The organism is Streptomyces sp. NPDC059452 (assembly GCF_042750035.1).
In the GTDB taxonomy this organism is placed as follows: Bacteria; Actinomycetota; Actinomycetes; order Streptomycetales; family Streptomycetaceae; genus Streptomyces.
In genome coordinates this window covers 246763-263102 of the sequence record NZ_JBHYVE010000003.1, presented here as the reverse complement: position 1 = coordinate 263102, position 16340 = coordinate 246763, and the positions used below count along the sequence as shown (strand labels likewise).

Annotated in this window: 17 protein-coding genes; 7 read left to right on the top strand and 10 right to left on the bottom strand. The window is 70.0% G+C overall.

Annotated elements, in window-relative coordinates; all coding sequences use genetic code 11:
- Positions 1-163 precede the first annotated feature (163 nt).
- The gene (locus tag ACFW9Z_RS06570; RefSeq protein WP_384635282.1) at positions 164-907 is read left to right on the top strand and encodes a DUF4232 domain-containing protein; all 744 of its coding nucleotides are present in this window, start codon (positions 164-166) and stop codon (positions 905-907) included.
- Positions 908-973: 66 nt separating this feature from the next.
- Here ACFW9Z_RS06570 and ACFW9Z_RS06565 read toward each other — a convergent pair whose 3' ends face one another.
- Positions 974-2791, bottom strand: a complete 1818-nt coding sequence (locus tag ACFW9Z_RS06565) for an NHL domain-containing thioredoxin family protein (RefSeq protein WP_384635279.1) — start codon at positions 2789-2791, stop codon at positions 974-976.
- A gap of 64 nt (positions 2792-2855) precedes the next feature.
- Between ACFW9Z_RS06565 and ACFW9Z_RS06560 the strand changes: the two genes are divergently transcribed.
- Positions 2856-3347: an LURP-one-related/scramblase family protein gene (locus tag ACFW9Z_RS06560; protein WP_384635276.1), complete on the top strand. Its 492-nt coding sequence runs from the start codon at positions 2856-2858 to the stop codon at positions 3345-3347.
- 51 nt (positions 3348-3398) lie between these two features.
- Here ACFW9Z_RS06560 and ACFW9Z_RS06555 read toward each other — a convergent pair whose 3' ends face one another.
- Positions 3399-3794, bottom strand: a complete 396-nt coding sequence (locus ACFW9Z_RS06555) for a hypothetical protein (protein WP_384635273.1) — start codon at positions 3792-3794, stop codon at positions 3399-3401.
- Positions 3795-3841: 47 nt separating this feature from the next.
- Positions 3842-4633 carry a carbon-nitrogen family hydrolase gene (locus tag ACFW9Z_RS06550; RefSeq protein ID WP_384635270.1) on the bottom strand — a complete coding sequence of 264 codons (792 nt, stop codon included), beginning with the start codon at positions 4631-4633 and terminating at the stop codon, positions 3842-3844.
- A gap of 372 nt (positions 4634-5005) precedes the next feature.
- Between ACFW9Z_RS06550 and ACFW9Z_RS06545 the strand changes: the two genes are divergently transcribed.
- A complete protein-coding gene (locus tag ACFW9Z_RS06545; RefSeq protein ID WP_384635267.1) occupies positions 5006-5830 on the top strand; it encodes a maleylpyruvate isomerase family mycothiol-dependent enzyme in 825 nt (274 codons plus the stop codon).
- An 83-nt stretch (positions 5831-5913) separates the two neighbouring features.
- On the opposite strand, the gene ACFW9Z_RS06540 is transcribed toward ACFW9Z_RS06545, so the two are convergent.
- Both ACFW9Z_RS06540 and ACFW9Z_RS06535 read right to left on the bottom strand, forming a co-directional pair.
- Positions 5914-7224 carry a nitrate/nitrite transporter gene (locus tag ACFW9Z_RS06540; protein ID WP_384635264.1) on the bottom strand — a complete coding sequence of 437 codons (1311 nt, stop codon included), beginning with the start codon at positions 7222-7224 and terminating at the stop codon, positions 5914-5916.
- The gene (locus ACFW9Z_RS06535; RefSeq protein ID WP_384635261.1) at positions 7221-7910 is read right to left on the bottom strand and encodes a GntR family transcriptional regulator; all 690 of its coding nucleotides are present in this window, start codon (positions 7908-7910) and stop codon (positions 7221-7223) included. The genes ACFW9Z_RS06540 and ACFW9Z_RS06535 overlap by 4 nt, the downstream gene beginning before the upstream one ends.
- Positions 7911-8022: 112 nt before the next feature.
- On the opposite strand from ACFW9Z_RS06535, the gene ACFW9Z_RS06530 reads away from it, so the two are divergent.
- The 3 genes from ACFW9Z_RS06530 to ACFW9Z_RS06520 all read left to right on the top strand — a co-directional run bounded on the left by ACFW9Z_RS06530 (position 8023) and on the right by ACFW9Z_RS06520 (position 10866).
- Complete coding sequence (locus ACFW9Z_RS06530; protein WP_384635258.1) at positions 8023-9333, top strand: AAA family ATPase; 1311 nt, start codon at positions 8023-8025, stop codon at positions 9331-9333.
- A gap of 16 nt (positions 9334-9349) precedes the next feature.
- A complete protein-coding gene (locus tag ACFW9Z_RS06525; RefSeq protein WP_384635255.1) occupies positions 9350-9811 on the top strand; it encodes a hypothetical protein in 462 nt (153 codons plus the stop codon).
- Between the two features lie 152 nt (positions 9812-9963).
- The gene (locus ACFW9Z_RS06520; RefSeq protein WP_384635252.1) at positions 9964-10866 is read left to right on the top strand and encodes a D-alanyl-D-alanine carboxypeptidase family protein; all 903 of its coding nucleotides are present in this window, start codon (positions 9964-9966) and stop codon (positions 10864-10866) included.
- An 86-nt stretch (positions 10867-10952) separates the two neighbouring features.
- Here ACFW9Z_RS06520 and ACFW9Z_RS06515 read toward each other — a convergent pair whose 3' ends face one another.
- On the bottom strand, positions 10953-11141 hold the full coding sequence (locus ACFW9Z_RS06515; RefSeq protein WP_384635250.1) for a DUF397 domain-containing protein: 189 nt from the start codon (positions 11139-11141) through the stop codon (positions 10953-10955).
- Positions 11138-12025: a helix-turn-helix domain-containing protein gene (locus ACFW9Z_RS06510; RefSeq protein ID WP_384635247.1), complete on the bottom strand. Its 888-nt coding sequence runs from the start codon at positions 12023-12025 to the stop codon at positions 11138-11140. Before ACFW9Z_RS06510 ends, ACFW9Z_RS06515 begins: the two co-directional genes overlap by 4 nt.
- A 191-nt stretch (positions 12026-12216) precedes the next feature.
- Between ACFW9Z_RS06510 and ACFW9Z_RS06505 the strand changes: the two genes are divergently transcribed.
- Positions 12217-12645 (top strand): ATP-binding protein, encoded by a 429-nt coding sequence (locus ACFW9Z_RS06505; RefSeq protein WP_384635244.1) that lies wholly within the window; start codon positions 12217-12219, stop codon positions 12643-12645.
- A gap of 66 nt (positions 12646-12711) precedes the next feature.
- On the opposite strand, the gene ACFW9Z_RS06500 is transcribed toward ACFW9Z_RS06505, so the two are convergent.
- From ACFW9Z_RS06500 to pdhA, 3 genes are read right to left on the bottom strand one after another with little or no spacing between them, the layout of a single operon-like run.
- Positions 12712-14160, bottom strand: a complete 1449-nt coding sequence (locus tag ACFW9Z_RS06500; RefSeq protein WP_384635241.1) for a dihydrolipoamide acetyltransferase family protein — start codon at positions 14158-14160, stop codon at positions 12712-12714.
- A 12-nt stretch (positions 14161-14172) separates the two neighbouring features.
- Positions 14173-15153 carry an alpha-ketoacid dehydrogenase subunit beta gene (locus ACFW9Z_RS06495; RefSeq protein WP_384635238.1) on the bottom strand — a complete coding sequence of 327 codons (981 nt, stop codon included), beginning with the start codon at positions 15151-15153 and terminating at the stop codon, positions 14173-14175.
- Between the two features lie 2 nt (positions 15154-15155).
- Positions 15156-16316 carry a pyruvate dehydrogenase (acetyl-transferring) E1 component subunit alpha gene (gene pdhA, locus ACFW9Z_RS06490; RefSeq protein ID WP_384635235.1) on the bottom strand — a complete coding sequence of 387 codons (1161 nt, stop codon included), beginning with the start codon at positions 16314-16316 and terminating at the stop codon, positions 15156-15158.
- Positions 16317-16340 lie beyond the last annotated feature (24 nt).

The window sequence follows — 16340 nt, the reverse complement described above, 5'->3', positions numbered from 1 at the left end:
CCGCCGACCGGCCCGCGCCCGCGCTGAGGCAGGACGTCAGCCGGACGTCAGCGGCACAGCAGCGATACGTGAGCGGCGGCGGGCAGAGTCATCCCTGTCAGCAACTCCGGGCGGCCGTCTTGACCGGGCGTCCGCCTCTCACCACCACTCCGGGGGAGCCTCCGTGCGTACGTTCCGCAACCGCAGCACCGTCCTGGCCGCCACGACCACGGCCGTCCTGGCCCTCGCCCTCACCGCCTGCGGTGACAGCGAGACCGGCACCAAGTCCGCCGGTCCGGCCGCGAGCACCGGCGCGACGGTCGCCGCGCAGGCCCCCGAGTCCGAGAAGACCACGGACGGCGCGCAGGAGACCGGGACCACGGGGTCCGCCGGCACCGAGCAGGAGACCGGGACCACGGGGTCCGCCGGCACCAAGCAGGCCGCCGCATCGACCGAGAGCTCCGCCAGGACAGGCGCCTCCGGGTCCACCGGCAGCACCTCCAAGGCCGCCGCCCTCTGCACCACCAAGGACGTCGCCATCACTGCCGAGCGGCAGGACGGCCCGCCCTACACCCACATCGTCCTGACCGCGAAGAACACCTCGTCGAAGTCCTGCCGGATGGGCGGCTTCCCGCAGATCCAGTTCCTCGAGAGCCACCGGGAGAACGTGCCCCCCGTCGCCAAAAGCAAGCCGGCGGCGCCCGTCGTCCTCGCCCCCGGCGCCCCCGCCTACGCGCTGGTGCGGCTGTCGAACGGCGGGGTGAACGAGGAGAACGAGCCGGTGTCGGCCTTCTCCGTGATGCTGGAGGGTTCCAACGGTCTGGCGACCGTGAAGGCCCCGGGCAAGGGCGGCATCGCCGTCAACCCGGCGAAGTGGGCGACCGGCTACTGGACGTACGAGCTCCGCAACGGCGCCGACGACTTCTAGACAGCGCGTAGTACGGAGGCCGCGGAGCCCCGGGGCCTCCGTACGTCGACCGCCCGCCGCCCGCCGTCAGGACGGGCTGTCCATCCCTGCCAGCACCAGCGGCAGCCGGGGCGTTCCCTCCGCCGTCACGCGGACGGGGACGCCCCAGTCCTGTTGGTGGACATGGCAGGCCGGGTACTCGTTGGCCGGGTCGTCGTCGCAGGACGCCGCCATCGCGGAGACGTGCAGCACGCCCTCGGTGACCCCGTCCGCGAGGACCAGGTCCCGCCCGAGGTCCGTGCCCGGGCCTGACCCCTCGGCCAGCAGCTCGGGCGGGGTGGCGGAGACCAGCAGCCGGGTGGAGGGCCCGTACCGGGTGTCCAGCTTCTGGCCCGCGGGCGCCTGGAAGACCACGTCCAGGCGGAGGGTGCCCGGGGCGATCTCGGTGGCGGCGCGCTGGGTGCGGTGCGCCTGCTCCGGGACGCGTACGGCCTCCTCGGGCAGGCGGAGGCGGGTCAGCCGGTGGCGGGCGGACTCGACGACGACCAGGTCGCCGTCGACCAGCACCGCGTCGCTGGGCTCGCGGATGTCGGTGGCCAGCGTGGTGACCTCGTCGGAGGCGGGGTCGTACCGGCGCAGCGCGTGGTTGTACGTGTCCGAGACCGCGACCGACCCGTCGGGCAGCGCGGTGACGCCGATCGGGTGCTGGAGGAGCGCCTGGGCGGCCGCCCCGTCGCGGTGGCCGAAGTCGAAGAGGCCGGTGCCGACGGCGGTGCGCACGTGTCCGTCCCGGTCGACCCAGCGCAGGGCGGAGGTCTCGGAGTCGGCGACCCAGAGCCGCTCGCCGTCGGCGGAGACCGCGAGCCCGGACGGCTGGGCGAACCAGGCCTCGGCGGCGGGCCCGTCGACCAGGCCCTCGTTGGTGGTCCCGGCAGCGACCCGTACGGTCCCGCTCTCGGGGTCGTACGTCCACAGCTGGTGCACGCCCGCCATGGCGATCCACAGCCGGTCACCGAACCAGGCCAGGTCCCACGGCGAGGAGAGGTCCACCTCGCGCGCCGGGCCGCTGACCGGGTTCCCCTGCCACCACTGGCGGCCGGTCCCGGCGAGGGTGGTGACCGCCCCGGTCGTGAGGTCCAGGGCGCGGATCGCGTGGTTGACGGTGTCCGCGACGGCGATGCGGCCGTCGGGGAGCACGGCGAGCCCCTGCGGTTCGCTGAACCGGGCCTCGTCCGCACCGCCGTCCTCGAACCCCCGCTCGCCCGTGCCGAAGCGGCGCCGTACGGTCTCGCCGTCCGCGTCCAGCTCCACGAGGCGGTGGCGGGTGGTGTCGGAGACCAGGAAGCCCCCGTCCGGCAGGAGCAGCGCCTTGCCCGGGAAGCGCAGATGCGTGGCGACGGGCTCGGGCGCCACGTACGGGCCGTCGCCCCGGCGGAGCGTGCCCTTGGCCCCGTGCTCGGCCTCCAGCTCCTCGACCAGCTTCTCGATGGCGTGGGCGTGACCCTCGCCCGCGTGCTGGGCGACGACATAGCCCTCCGGGTCGATGACGACGAGCGTGGGCCAGGCCCGTACGGCGTACTGCTTCCAGGTGGCCAGCTCGGGGTCGTCCAGCACGGGGTGGTGGACCTCGTACCGCTCGACGGCGTCGATGACGGCCTGGTGGTCGGCCTCGTGGACGAACTTCGGCGAGTGGACCCCGATGATCACCACGGTGTCGCGGTGCTTCTCCTCCAGCTCCCGCAGCTCATCCAGGACATGCAGGCAGTTCACACAGCAGAACGTCCAGAAATCGAGGATGACGATGCGTCCTCGCAGTTCGGAGAGGGTGTACTGCCGGTCGCCTGTGTTGAGCCAGCCGCCCTTGCCGATGAGTTCGGGGGCGCGGACGCGTGCACGTGTTGCCATGCCACAAGTCAACACCGCCGCCGCCTGCACGCATTCCGCAGGGGCCCGGGGGAACCTGTGTCGCATGAGACTTCAAGTGCGTGAACGGCTCTTCGCCATCGGTGACGACTACTGGATCGAGGACACCGAGGGCCGCAAGGTCTTCCTGGTCGACGGCAAGGCCATGCGGCTGCGCGACACCTTCGAGCTGAAGGACGCCGACGGCCGGGTCCTCGTCGAGCTGCGGCAGAAGCTGGTCAGCCTGCGCGACACGATGCTCATCGAGCGCGGCGGCGAGGAGCTGGCCAAGGTCAAGCGCAAGCGGCTCTCGCTGCTCCGCAACCACTACCGGGTGACCCTGGTGGACGGTACGGAGCTTGACGTCAGCGGCAAGATCCTGGACCGCGAGTTCGCCATCGAGTACGACGGTGAACTGCTGGCCCAGATCTCGCGGCGCTGGCTGACGATCCGGGACACGTACGGCATCGACGTGGTCCGGGAGGACGCGGACATCGCGCTGCTCATCGCCGTATCGATGTGCGTGATCGTGCTGGCGGACAAGGAGAGCGGGGGCTGAGTACGCTCCCGTGCGCGGGAGCTCGTTGTTTCACGTGAAACAACGCGGGGCTCAGGAGCGGGTCGTTGCCCAGCGCGCTGCCGCTCGCCGGTCCGCCTGTACGAAGGCGGCTGCCGTGAGGACGACGGTGGCCGCGAAGGTCACCGCGAGGGTGGGGTTGAGCCAGAACGGGACGACCTCACTGGTGAACTCCCTGCCGTCGGTGGTGCGGCACAGGACGCGCGGCGGCATGAACTGCACCTGGTGGGCGTCCACCTGGACGCTCTCCGGCCGGTCGAGCGCGTAGCGGCACTGGCTCATGGGTGTGGAGTCCGCTCCCGATCCGACCTGGCTGACCGCGAGACCGACGAGCAGGAGGCCGAAGAGGTAAAGGACGACCGTGACAGCGGCGGCGAAAATCGCCGTGCCACGGAGCAACGTCGATTCGGTACTGCCCGGTTCAGCCATGGCGCTCACTGTAAACAGGCGCGCCCCAGCCCCGTGCGGGGCAGCCCTCAGCTCGGCGGCGCGAGTCCCAGGCGGCGGTCCTTCAGGGCCGGGAACTGCTCCCTCGTCGCACCCACCTTCGCCGGGTCGAACTCCACGGTCAGGATCTCCTCGTCCGCCCCGGCCTCGGCAAGCACCTCGCCCCAGGGGTCGATGACGATGCTGTACCCGGCCTGCGGGACGTCGGCGTGGGTGCCCGCCGTGCCGAGGGCGAGGACGTACGCCTGGTTCTCGACGGCTCGGGCCCGGGCAAGGAGCGTCCAGTGCGCGCGGCGGCGCTCCGGCCAGCCCGCCGCCACGACAAGCGTCTCGGCACCCGCGTCGACGAGCCCGCGGAACTGCTCGGGGAAGCGCAGGTCGTAGCAGGTGGCCAGGCCCAGCGTGGTCTGCGGCAGGGCGACGGTCACCAGCTCCTCGCCCGCGCCCATCATCACCGCCTCGCCCTTGTCGAAGCCGAAGCGGTGGATCTTGCGGTAGACCGCCGAACGCTCACCGTCCGGCGTGAAGACCAGCGAGGTGTTGTAGAGGGTGCCGTCCGGCGCGCGCTCCACGAAGGAGCCCGCGTGCAGCCAGACCCCCGCCTCGGCCGCCGCCTTCGCCATGGCCGTGTGGGTGGGCCCCTGAAGCGGCTCGGCCTCCTGCTCGAAGACGGTGTAGGCGAACGCCCCGACCGGCCAGAGCTCGGGCAGGACCACCAGGTCGGAGCCGCGCTGAGCGACCACCAGGGAGGCCGCGCGTTCGCGGCGGGCCTCGACGGATTCGTCCGGGTCTACTGCGATCTGGATGAGGGAGGCGCGCACACTACCACCGTCCTGGCATTCGAGCCGTCAACACGGGCCTACGATCGTCACACGAAAGCACTGCCGGGGTGCCTGCTCGCAGCGTAACTTGGACCGACCGGAACATGGGGGGCGGGAGAAGGAGCGGGGCTGGACGCGTGCAGCTGCAAGGCGGAGGATTGAGGCATGGCGGAGCCATGGTGATTGACGACAACGCCGCAGATGCGCGTGACCAGCCCCGCGACGCCGCCCCCCATGTTCCGGTCGGTCCCAAGCGACTGAACCTCCACGTAGCCCGCAGCCCGCAGCCCACGACAGCGTCGTCCGTGCCGGCCCGCCCGCCGGCACTCCCTGCTCTCCAGCCCATGCACCGAAGAACCGCCGAGGGGTCCCGTGACCGTCCATCCCAGCCTCCAGCCCTACGCCGACGCCGCGACCCACTCCATCGAAGCGATAGCCGAGCTGGTGAAGCCGCTCGCCGAGGGGGAGTGGAACCGCCGTACGCCCTGCCCCGGATGGTCGGTGCGGGACATCGTGTCGCACGTCATCGGTATGGAGTGCGAGATGCTCGGCGACCCGCGGCCCATCCATACGCTGCCGCGCGACCTCTACCACGTACAGAACGACTTCACCCGCTACATGGAGATGCAGGTCGACGTCCGGCGTCACCACACCGCTCCTGAGATGACGTCCGAGCTGGAGTACGTCCTCATCCGCCGCGCCCGGCAGCTCCGCAACGAGTCCCGCGCCCCCGAGACGATGGTCCGCGCCCCTCTGGGCGCCGAGCAGTCCCTCGAAGTGGCGTACAACATGCGGGCCTTCGACGTCTGGGTCCACGAGCAGGACCTGCGGACGACGCTCGGCCAGCCGGGCAACCTGGACTCCCCCGGCGCGCACATCACCCGGGACGTGCTGCTCTCCGCGCTGCCGAAGGTGGTCGCCAAGGACGCGGGCGCACCGGCCAACTCGGCGGTGGTGCTGGATGTGCACGGTCCGGTGGAGTTCCTGCGGACGGTACGGGTCGACGCGGAGGGCCGCGGCTCGATAGACGGTTCCCCTTCGCTGGGCCCGGCCGTGACCCTCTCCATGGACTGGGAGACGTACGTACGCCTCGCCTGCGGCCGGGTCCGTCCCGCGGCCGTGGCCGACCGGATCAAGGCCGAGGGCGATCAGGAGCTGGCCACGGCGATCCTGGACCACTTCGCGGTCACTCCGTAACACCGTCACCCTCTCGGCGACGCCCGCCCCGAACCCTCACGCACGGCTGGGCGGGCGCGCCGCCGAGCACGTACTCCAGGGCTCTACGCGGGCACGTGCACGGCCTCCACCCGGCTCACCACATGGTGGTCGCGTTCCCGCACCGCCGCCCGGCGGCGCAGCCGCAGGATCTGGGCGACACCGAGCGCCTCCAGGACGAAGACCGAGGCGAAGGCGACCCGGTAGTTGCCGCCCGTCGCGTCCAGCAGCACCCCCACGGCGAACAGCGTCGTCATCGAGGCGATGAACCCGCCCATGTTGACGATCCCCGACGCCGTCCCCTGACGCTCCGGCGGATTCGCGGGCCGCGCGAAGTCGAAGCCGACCATGGAGGCGGGTCCGCAGGCGCCCAGCACCACACACAGGACCGTCAGCAGCCACATCGGCGTCTGATCGGCGGGATAGAAGATCGCGCAGGCCCAAAGGAAGGCGGTCGTCGCGACCGTGCCCAGGGCGATCGGGGCCCGCGCCTCGTGGTGGCGGGCGATGATCTGCCCGAAGACGAGCCCCACCACCATGTTGGAGACCACCACCAGGGTGAGCAGCGTGCCCGCCGTCGCCCGGCTCAGCCCCTGCGCCTCCACGAGGAACGGCATCCCCCAGAGCAGCAGGAACACCATCGCCGGGAACTGCGTGGTGAAGTGCACCCACATCCCGAGCCGGGTGCCCGGTTCCCGCCAGGCGGCGGCGATCTGCCTGCGGACGTACGCGGCGCCCGTGTGCTCGGCGGGCGGCGGCTCGTGCCCCTCGGGGTGGTCCTTCAGGAACAGCAGGAGGGGGATCAGCACCACGACGCCCGCCAAGGCGCTGCCGACGAAGGTCGTGGTCCACCCGAAGCTGTGCAGCGCCCGCGCGATGAAGAGCGTCGAGACGAGGTTGCCCGCCATCCCGAACAACGCGGCGACCTGGGCGATCAGCGGCCCGCGCCGGGCGGGGAACCAGCGGCTGCCGAGCCGCAGCACACTGATGAACGTCATCGCGTCACCGCAGCCGAGCAGGACGCGGGCGGCCAGCGCCATCCCGTACGAGGGGGAGAGCGCGAACCCGAGCTGTCCGACCGTGAACAGGACGGCCCCGATGGTGAGGACCCGCTTGGTGCCGAGCCGGTCGACCATCAGCCCCACGGGTATCTGCATGCCCGCGTAGACGAGGAGCTGGAGGATGGAGAACGTCGACAGGGCGGAGGCGTTGACGTCGAACCGGTCGGCGGCGTCGAGACCGGCCACGCCCAGGCTCGTACGGAAGATGATGGCGACGAAGTAGACGGCGACGCCGATGCCCCAGACCCAGGCGGCCCGCCGGCCCCCGGGCGGATCACCGGGCAGGGAGAGCGTGGGGGCGGCGGCCGAACTCACCGGTCCTCACCCCGGACCAGCACCCGGACCCGCCCGACATGGCGCCGCACGACCTGCGCGGCCTCCTCGGCGTTCCCGCCCCGGATCGCGTCCAGCAACTCACCGTGCTCGGTGATGTTGGCCTCGATCCTGCCGGGGTGCGCCTCCATCACCGCAACGCCCATCCGCAGCTGACGGTCGCGCAGCTGGTCGTAGAGGCGCGAGAGGATGTCGTTGCCCGCGTTCTTGACGATCTCGGCATGGAAACACCGGTCCTTGACGGCCACCGCCGCCAGATCCCCGGCCTCCGCCAACTGCCGCTGCTCCTCCAGAAGCTGTTCGAGCCGCGCGATCAACTGAGGTGACGCGGGAACAGCTTTACGCGCCGCGAACTCCTCGACCAGCAGCCGCGTCTCCACCACGTCCTTGATCTCCTGCGCGGAGACGGCGAGCACGAGGGCGCCCTTCTTCGGGTAGAGCTTGATCAGCCCCTCGACCTCCAGCCGCAGCAACGCCTCCCGCACAGGCGTACGCGACACCCCTACCGCATCCGCGAGCCCCCCTTCGGTGAGCAGCGTCCCGCCCTCGTAGCGACGGTCCAGGACCGCTTCCTTGATGTGCGCGTAGACGCGCTCGGCGGCGGGGGGCTGCTTGAGGGAGGCGGGCGTCGGCTGTACGGGGGCGGGAGCGGGGGCTGCGGCAGGCATGCGCACAGCATAGATACAACATGCACGCATGGAGGAGGGGCGTCCGGATTCTGGACCGTGGCGGGATTCCCGCGCCGAGGACGCGCCCTGGGGCGTGCGCTACGTTGGGCGAGTGACAGGTCACGCCATCGAAGAGGTACGTCTCACCGCGTTCAAGAGCTTCCACGGCGCGGCGCTTCCCTTGGCGCCTCTGACCGTCCTGATCGGACGCAACAGCAGCGGCAAGTCGAACGCGCTGGACGGGCTCGAAGTCCTCTCCCGGCTGGCACACGGCGACCACATCAGCGAGGCGCTGGAGAGCCGACGCAGCGCGGCGGGGCCGGTACGGGGCGGGCTGACCGGGTGCGTACCGCACGGCTCGGACCGGTTCTCGCTGGGCTGCACGGTCGGCACAGAGCGCGGCCCCATCGAGTTCGACGTCACGATCAAGGTGGATTCGGGGGTGCGGATCATCGAGGAGCGGCTCACCGGCCCGACCTCGAACGGCACCAAGGCGCTCCTCACCAGCGGGAAGTCCCACGTCCAACGCCCCGACATCGAAGCCTCCTGGCACAACGGCAAGCCTGGGCGCAACCCTCGCTCCCTCTTCCGCGGCACTCGGCTGCTGACCTCCCAGCTCCCGCTCCGCGTCCCCGGTGACAGCGAGGGCGAGACCGACACGATCTGGGCCGCCGAGGCACTGCTGACCGCGCTCACGGGGGCGTTCCATCTCGATCCCGTACCCCACCTGATGCGGCAGTACGTACCGGCCCGCGACGTCCGCCTCCGCAGAACGGCGGAGAACCTCTCGGCAGCCGTCGGCAACATCCAGCGCCGCGACCCCCGCCTCTTCGCCCGCCTCCTCGATCTGCTGCGCGGTCTGGCCGATCACGACATCGAGCGGCTCGCCGTCACCAGGTCGGAGCTGGGGGACGTCATGCTCGCCCTGGACGAAGGCGCCCTGGGTCTCACACCCGCCCGCGAGATGAGCGACGGCATGCTCAGGTTCCTCGCGATCACCACCTCACTGCTCACGGGCGGCGAAGGGCTCGACCTGGGCCCGTCGCCCGACGGTGACCTGGACCGCTCCCTGACCCTCGTCATCGAGGAGTTGGAGAACGGGTTGCACCCCTCCCAGGCGGCAGAAGTCCTGCGGCTCGTTCGAGGAGCGGCCACCGAGAGCGCGACCCGGGTCCTCATCACCACCCACAGCCCCGCCCTGCTCTCCGCCCTCAGCGGTGACGACCACCAAGGGGTCATCGTCTGCTCGCGCGACCGCACCACAGGCACCAGTCTCCTGACGAGGCTCACCGAGCTGGACGGCTACGCCACGGCGATGGGAGCGGGCCCGCTGGGTGACGTGGTGACCCATGGCCGGCTGATCCGGGAGGATCGCGGCGAACAGGACTACGCCGAGTTCGACCGGCTCCTCGGGATCGGGTGATTCCGTGGCTCGGGGGGTGGAATTCGTCGACACGTCGATCCTGTGCAATCTGCTGGAGGTCCCCGGCAAGTGCCAGGACCGCAAGCAGGTGATCGACGAGCTGAAGACCAAGCGGGCACGCCGGGAGACCGACCTTCTGCCGCCGGTCACCGCGATCATCGAAACGGGCAATCACATCGCGCAGGTCCAGGACGGCCGGGCCCGCCGGTCCTGCGCGGAACGGCTGGCCGGCGTCCTGACCACCGTCATCGAGGGAAAGGCCCCCTGGGCCCTCAACGAGGTCGAATGGGACGCCGCCCACCTCCAGGCCCTCGTGGACGGCGGCAGCACGGGCAGCAGCCTGATCGAGCACGCCTGCAACCGGCTCGGCTGCGGCGACCTCAACATCCTCATCGAGCGGGACCGGTACCTCGCCCGGACGTCCGGGGTACGGGCCACGATCTGGACGCTCGACGAACTTCTCTCCTCCTACACGTGAGCTGAGCAGCCGTCACCCATGCTCGGGCGCCCGAGGTCAAGCCCGCGTAAATTCACCCGTTCGGGAGCGCATCCATTCACCCGCCCCAGCAGTCTCATTCACCGAGCGGCACCCATATGTGGCCGCATTTCAGGGGCATTTGGAGCGTTCAGTTGAAAATCGGGATCAAACGCATCAATCGCGTCACCGTAACGAGCACGGTGGCGCTCACCGCGGGTGCGGTGCTCGCGAGCGGCGCCCTCGCCTCGTCGGCGCACGCCGCCACTCCGCCGCCGGCTCCGAAGATCGTCGCCAAGGGCGGCTTCGTGATGAACAACGGCACCGGTAAGGCCCTCTTCAGCAAGTCCGCGGACACCCGCCGCTCCACCGGCTCCACCACGAAGATCATGACCGCCCTCGTGGTGCTCCAGCAGAAGAACGTGAACCTGAAGTCCAAGGTCACGATCCAGAAGGCGTACAGCGACTACATCGTCTCCAAGAACGCCTCGTCCGCCCGGCTCATCGTCGGCGACAAGGTGACGGTCAACCAGCTCCTCTACGGCCTGATGCTCCCGTCCGGCTGCGACGCGGCGTACGCCCTGGCCGACAAGTTCGGCACCGGCAAGACCCGTGCGGCCCGCGTGAAGTCGTTCATCGGCAAGATGAACGCCACGGCGAAGAGCCTGAAGCTGAAGAACACGCACTTTGACTCGTTCGACGGTATAAGCAGCGGGAAGAACTACTCGACCCCCCGCGACCTGACGAAGATCGCCAGCCAGGCGATGAAGAACTCCACGTTCCGCACGATCGTCAAGACGAAGTCGACGAAGCAGTCGGTCACCACGAAGAACGGTGGCAAGCGCACCATGTCGTGGGCCAACACCAACAAGATGCTCAGCAGCTACAGCGGCGCGATCGGCGTGAAGACGGGCTCCGGCCCGACCGCCAAGTACTGCCTGGTCTTCGCGGCGACGCGCAAGGGCAAGACCGTCATCGGCACGGTGCTCACGTCGTCCTCCGAGGCGAACCGCACCGCCGACGCGAAGAAGCTCATGGACTACGGGTTCAAGAAGTAACCGACCCGCGCGTACGAGCAAGGGGCCCGGCCCGCACGGTGTGTGCGGGCCGGGCCCCTTCGCCGTTTACGTGACGGCGTACGGGCCTACGGCTGCTGCGGCCGACACAGGTCGGCCGTGAAGGCGCCCCAGGCAGCGGGCGCGAGGGTGACGACGGGGCCGTTGGGGTGCTTGGAGTCGCGAACGGCGACGGTGCGGGGGATGTTGCGGGCCACTTCGACGCAGTCGTGGTCCTTGGTGCTGTAGCTGGACTTGGTGAACCGGAACGTTCTCATTCCCTCATCCCCTTGGCGATGCTCTGCATGAGCTGTACGGAATCGTGCGGCGACAGGCTCGACGTCACCAGGCTGTTGAACATGCCGATGAACACCGCGCTCCGTTCCGCGTCCTCGATCCAGATCTCGGAGCGCGACGCATCCATGTGGACCACGTCGATGGCCTTGTCCTCGCCGAACGACAGGATATTGAACGGTCCGCCGACACCGCTGTGTCCACCTGCCCGGAACGGCAGCACCTGGATATGGATGTTGGGAAAATCCGACAGCTCACACAGGTAATCGAGCTGGCGCCGCATCACGTCCGGCCCACCCATGAGCTGGCGCAAGGCAGCCTCCCAGATGACGGCGTGCATCAGCAGCGGGTTGTCGCCGTGCAGCCGTCGCTGGCGCCGCGCTCGGCTCTCCACCACCGCTTCGAGCTGGTCGATATCGTCCCAGGGCAGATCCGCCACGCACATCGCCCTGATGTACTCGGCCGTCTGGAACAGCCCCGGGATCAGGGCAACCTGCCATTGTCTGTTGCGCAGCGCGCCGTCTTCCATGGCGATGTAGTCCACAGCACCCGGGACAAGGCCGTCGTCCCACCAGCCCTTCACCTTGCGGCGCTCGCGATCCGTCTTCGCGATGTCCAACAGCCCGTCGACGACCTGGTCCTCCGTCACCCCGTACAACTGGCACAGCGCCCGGATGTCCGGATCACGGATCGGAACCCACCCGCTCTCCATCTTCACCACCTTGGTCGCCGTGGCGCTCAGGTATCCGGCAGCCTGCTGTTGCGTCATGCCTGCGTCGAGCCGCAGGCGTTGCAGCTCCCCACCAAGGCGTCGCCCGAGCACGGTGGACGTCCGATTGCCGCGCGCAGTGACTCCGGAATTCCGCATCTTGCCCTCCCGCTGATCGCGCCCAGTGTGCCAGCAAGCACATCGGGCGCGCGCTTCATTCCCTCGTTTGGGGAAGATATTCCCCGAACTACTTGAGTGCGAGAGCTTTATGCCGCTACGTTCAGCCCATCGCCGATCACACAGCGGACTTGAACCCGGCACCGCCCACCCCACCCCGGAGGCACGCGACCATGACCGCAGCGCAGGAGATCTCCACCCCCGCCCCCGAGCCCGTCCTCCGTAAGGACCGGGTCGACTACGCGCCCACCGCTCGCAGCGTCTCCCTCAGCCGGCACCGGACCGCTCGGCTCGTCCTTCAGTGGGGGCGGCCGGGGATGGCCGGGGACGCGGCCCTGCTCGTCAGTGAGCTGGCCACCAACGCCCTGCTGCACGGGGCCGTCCGTGGGCGGCTCCTCCGGGTCGACCTCACCCTCACCGCCTCCGCCCTCCGCGTCGCCGTCAGCGATCCGCGCGGGGAGCGGCTGCCCCGCCTCCGTGAGCCCGGCTCCGGCGACTGCTACGGGCGCGGGCTCCTGATCGTCGCTCAGCTCGCCGACCGCTGGGGCGTCGAGCCCCGTACCGTCGGCAAGTCCGTCTTCGCCGAGCTCTCCGTACGGTGAACGGCGGCGGCAGACATGACGGTGGGCCCGTACGTCTCGAAGACGTACGGGCCCACCGGCAGAACGCTACGCCCAGGTGATCAGGCGCTTCGGCTGTTCCAGGATCGCCGCCACATCGGCCAGCACCTTGGAGCCCAGCTCGCCGTCGACCAGGCGGTGGTCGAACGACAGGGCCAGTGTGGTGACCTGACGCGGCTTCACCTTGCCCTTGTGGACCCACGGCTGGAGCTTGATCGCGCCGACCGCCAGGATCGCGGACTCGCCCGGGTTCAGGATCGGGGTGCCCGTGTCGACGCCGAAGACGCCGACGTTGGTGATCGTCACCGTGCCGCCCGCCATCGCCGCCGGGGACGTCTTGCCGTCCCTCGCCGTGCTGACCAGCTCGCCCAGCGCCGCCGCGAGCTGCGGCAGCGTCTTGTCGTGCGCGTCCTTGATGTTCGGCACGATCAGACCGCGCGGGGTGGCCGCCGCGATGCCCAGGTTGACGTAGTGCTTCTGCACGATCTCCTGGTTGGCCTCGTCCCAGGCCGCGTTGACCTCAGGGTTCCGCTTGATCGCGACCAGGAGGGCCTTGGCGATGATCAGGAGCGGGTTGACCCGCACCCCCGCCATCTCCTTGTCCTCCTTGAGCTCCGCCACCAGCTTCATCGTGCGCGTCACGTCGACCGTCACGAACTCGGTGACGTGCGGCGCGGTGAAGGCCGATCCGACCATCGCCTGTGCGATCGCCTTGCGGACTCCCTTGACCGGGATGCGGGTCTCGCGAGCCGAGTCGACCGTTGCCGGGGCCTCGGGGGCGGACACCGCGACCGGCTCAGCGGCCGAAGGCGCCACAGACTCAGCCTCGGAAGCCGCCGGGGCCGCCGCCGCGTGGACATCCTCGCGGGTGATGATGCCGTCCTTGCCGGTCGGCACCACCGTGGCCAGGTCGATGCCGAGGTCCTTGGCGAGCTTGCGTACCGGCGGCTTGGCCAGCGGGCGGGCCACCACGTCAGGCTCAGGAGCAGGCGCAGGAGCAGGAGCAGGAGCAGCGGAACCGTGGCCGTTCAGTTCCGCCTGGACCGCCGCCGCCACGGCCGCCGCCTCAGGAGCGGCCGCCCCCTTGCGCGGGCGGCGCTTCGTGGAGGACTCCGCGACCCCGTAGCCCACCAGGACCGGCGTACGGCCCTTCGGCTCCTCGGGAGCGGGAGCGGTGGCCTCCACCGGCTCCTGCACGGGAGCCGGAGCCGGAGCTTCCTCCTCGCTCCCCGGCGCCACGTCCACCGTGATGATCACCTGGCCGACATCGACCGTCGTACCCTCGCCGAAGCGCAGCTCGTGCACCACGCCGTCGAACGGGATCGGCAGCTCCACCGCCGCCTTCGCCGTCTCGACCTCGCACACGACCTGGCCGTCGGTGACCGTGTCACCGGGCTGGACGAACCACTTGAGGATCTCGGCCTCGGTGAGCCCCTCGCCCACATCGGGCATCTTGAACTCGCGGAAGCGAGCGGACGTCTGTGTCATCGTCGTCACGACCCCAATCCCTCAGTACGCAAGCGAGCGGTCGACGGCGTCGAGCACCCGGTCCAGGCCGGGCAGGTACTCGTCCTCCAGCCGGGCGGGCGGGTAGGGCGCGTGGTAGCCGCCGACCCGCAGGACGGGTGCCTCCAGGTGGTAGAAGCTGCGCTCGGTGATGCGGGCGGCGATCTCCGCGCCGGAGCCGTAGAAGACGGGCGCCTCGTGGACCACCACGAGCCGGCCGGTCTTCTCCACCGACGCCTGGATGGTGTCGAAGTCGATCGGGGACATCGAGCGCAGGTCCAGGACCTCGATCGACTTGCCCTCCTCCTGTGCGGCCGCGGCCGCTTCCAGGCAGACCTTGACCATCGGCCCGTACGCGACGAGCGTCAGGTCGCTGCCCTCGCGGACCGTCACGGCCTTGTGCAGCGGACCGGGGATGGACTCGGTGTCGACCTCGCTCTTGTCCCAGTAGCGCCGCTTGGGCTCGAAGAAGATGACCGGGTCATCGCTCTGGACGGCCTGCTGCATCATCCAGTAGGCGTCACTCGCGTTGGCCGGAGAGACCACCTTCAGCCCGGCGACGTGCGCGAACAGTGCCTCGGGAGACTCGGAGTGGTGCTCGACCGCGCCGATGCCACCGCCGTACGGGATACGGACGACGACCGGGAGCTTGATCTTGCCGAGCGCGCGGGCGTGCATCTTCGCGAGCTGCGTGACGATCTGGTCGTACGCGGGGAAGACGAACCCGTCGAACTGGATCTCCACGATCGGGCGGTAGCCGCGCAGGGCCAGGCCGATCGCGGTGCCGACGATGCCGGACTCCGCGAGCGGGGTGTCGATCACCCGGTCCTCGCCGAAGTCCTTCTGGAGCCCGTCGGTGATCCGGAAGACCCCGCCGAGCTTGCCGACGTCCTCACCCATGATCAGGACCTTGGGATCGGTGTCGAGGGCCAGACGCAGCGACTCGTTGAGCGCTTTCGCGATGGACATCTTTTCCACGGCCATGGCTACTTGCCCTCCTCGGCGGAGTCTGCGAACGATGCCTGGTAGGCGGCGAACTGGGCGCGCTCCTCGTCGACGAGGGAGTTGCCGTCGGCGTAGGCGTGCTCGAACAGGGCCAGCGGCTCCGGGTCGGGCATCGCCCGCACCACCTCGCGTACGCGCTTGCCGAGGGTCTCGCTCTCCGTCTCCAGCTCGGTGAAGAACGCCTCGTCGGCGTGGCCGGAGTTCTCCAGGTACGTGCGCAGCCGCAGGATCGGGTCCTTGGCCTCCCACGCGGCCCGCTCCTCGTCCGCCCGGTACTTCGTCGGGTCGTCGGAGGTGGTGTGGGCGCCCATGCGGTACGTGAACGCCTCGACCAGGGTCGGGCCCTCACCACGGCGCGCACGCTCCAGTGCGGAACGGGTCACGGCCAGACACGCGAGTACGTCGTTGCCGTCGACCCGGACGCCGGGGAAGCCGTAACCCTGCGCGCGCTGGTAGAGCGGCACGCGCATCTGGCGCTCGGTGGGCTCGGAGATGGCCCACTGGTTGTTCTGGCAGAAGAAGACGACCGGGGCGTTGTAGACCGCTGAGAAGGTGAAGGCCTCGGCCACATCGCCCTGGCTGGAGGCGCCGTCACCGAAGTACGCGACCACCGCGGAGTCCGCGCCGTCCTTGGCGACGCCCATGGCGTAGCCGGTGGCGTGCAGGGTCTGCGAGCCGATGACGATCGTGTACAGGTGGAAGTTGTTGGTGGTCGGGTCCCAGCCACCGTGGTTCACCCCGCGGAACATGCCCAGCAGGTTGGTGGGGTCGACCCCGCGGCACCAGGCCACACCGTGCTCACGGTAGGTCGGGAAGACGTAGTCGTCGTCGCGCAGCGCCCGGCCGCTGCCGATCTGCGCGGCCTCCTGGCCCAGCAGCGAGGCCCACAGGCCCAGCTCCCCTTGCCTCTGGAGGGCGGTCGCCTCGGCGTCGAAGCGGCGGGTCAGGACCATGTCCCGGTACAGGGCGCGCAGCTCGTCGGCGCTCAGGTCGATGCTGTAGTCCGGGTGCTCGACCCGTTCGCCCTCGGGCGTCAGCAGCTGCACGAGCTGGGTCTCGGAACTCTGCGGCTTCTTCGCGGCGCTGGTCCGCTTACTGGCGCGTCGCGGTTTACGCGCGGCGGCAGTGCTCTCCACGGTCACGTGCGTGCTCCTCCGTCGGTCCGG

Bases quoted from the DNA above. Each gene is read 5' to 3' on its own strand.
- ACFW9Z_RS06560 (WP_384635276.1), top strand. From the start codon at position 2,856: ATGAGACTTCAAGTGCGTGAACGGCTCTTCGCCATCGGTGACGACTAC.
- ACFW9Z_RS06495 (WP_384635238.1), bottom strand. From the start codon at position 15,153: ATGGCCGTGGAAAAGATGTCCATCGCGAAAGCGCTCAACGAGTCGCTG.
- ACFW9Z_RS06510 (WP_384635247.1), bottom strand. From the start codon at position 12,025: ATGCGGAATTCCGGAGTCACTGCGCGCGGCAATCGGACGTCCACCGTG.
- ACFW9Z_RS06555 (WP_384635273.1), bottom strand. From the start codon at position 3,794: ATGGCTGAACCGGGCAGTACCGAATCGACGTTGCTCCGTGGCACGGCG.
- ACFW9Z_RS06565 (WP_384635279.1), bottom strand. From the start codon at position 2,791: ATGGCAACACGTGCACGCGTCCGCGCCCCCGAACTCATCGGCAAGGGC.
- ACFW9Z_RS06515 (WP_384635250.1), bottom strand. From the start codon at position 11,141: ATGAGAACGTTCCGGTTCACCAAGTCCAGCTACAGCACCAAGGACCAC.
- ACFW9Z_RS06505 (WP_384635244.1), top strand. From the start codon at position 12,217: ATGACCGCAGCGCAGGAGATCTCCACCCCCGCCCCCGAGCCCGTCCTC.
- ACFW9Z_RS06535 (WP_384635261.1), bottom strand. From the start codon at position 7,910: ATGCCTGCCGCAGCCCCCGCTCCCGCCCCCGTACAGCCGACGCCCGCC.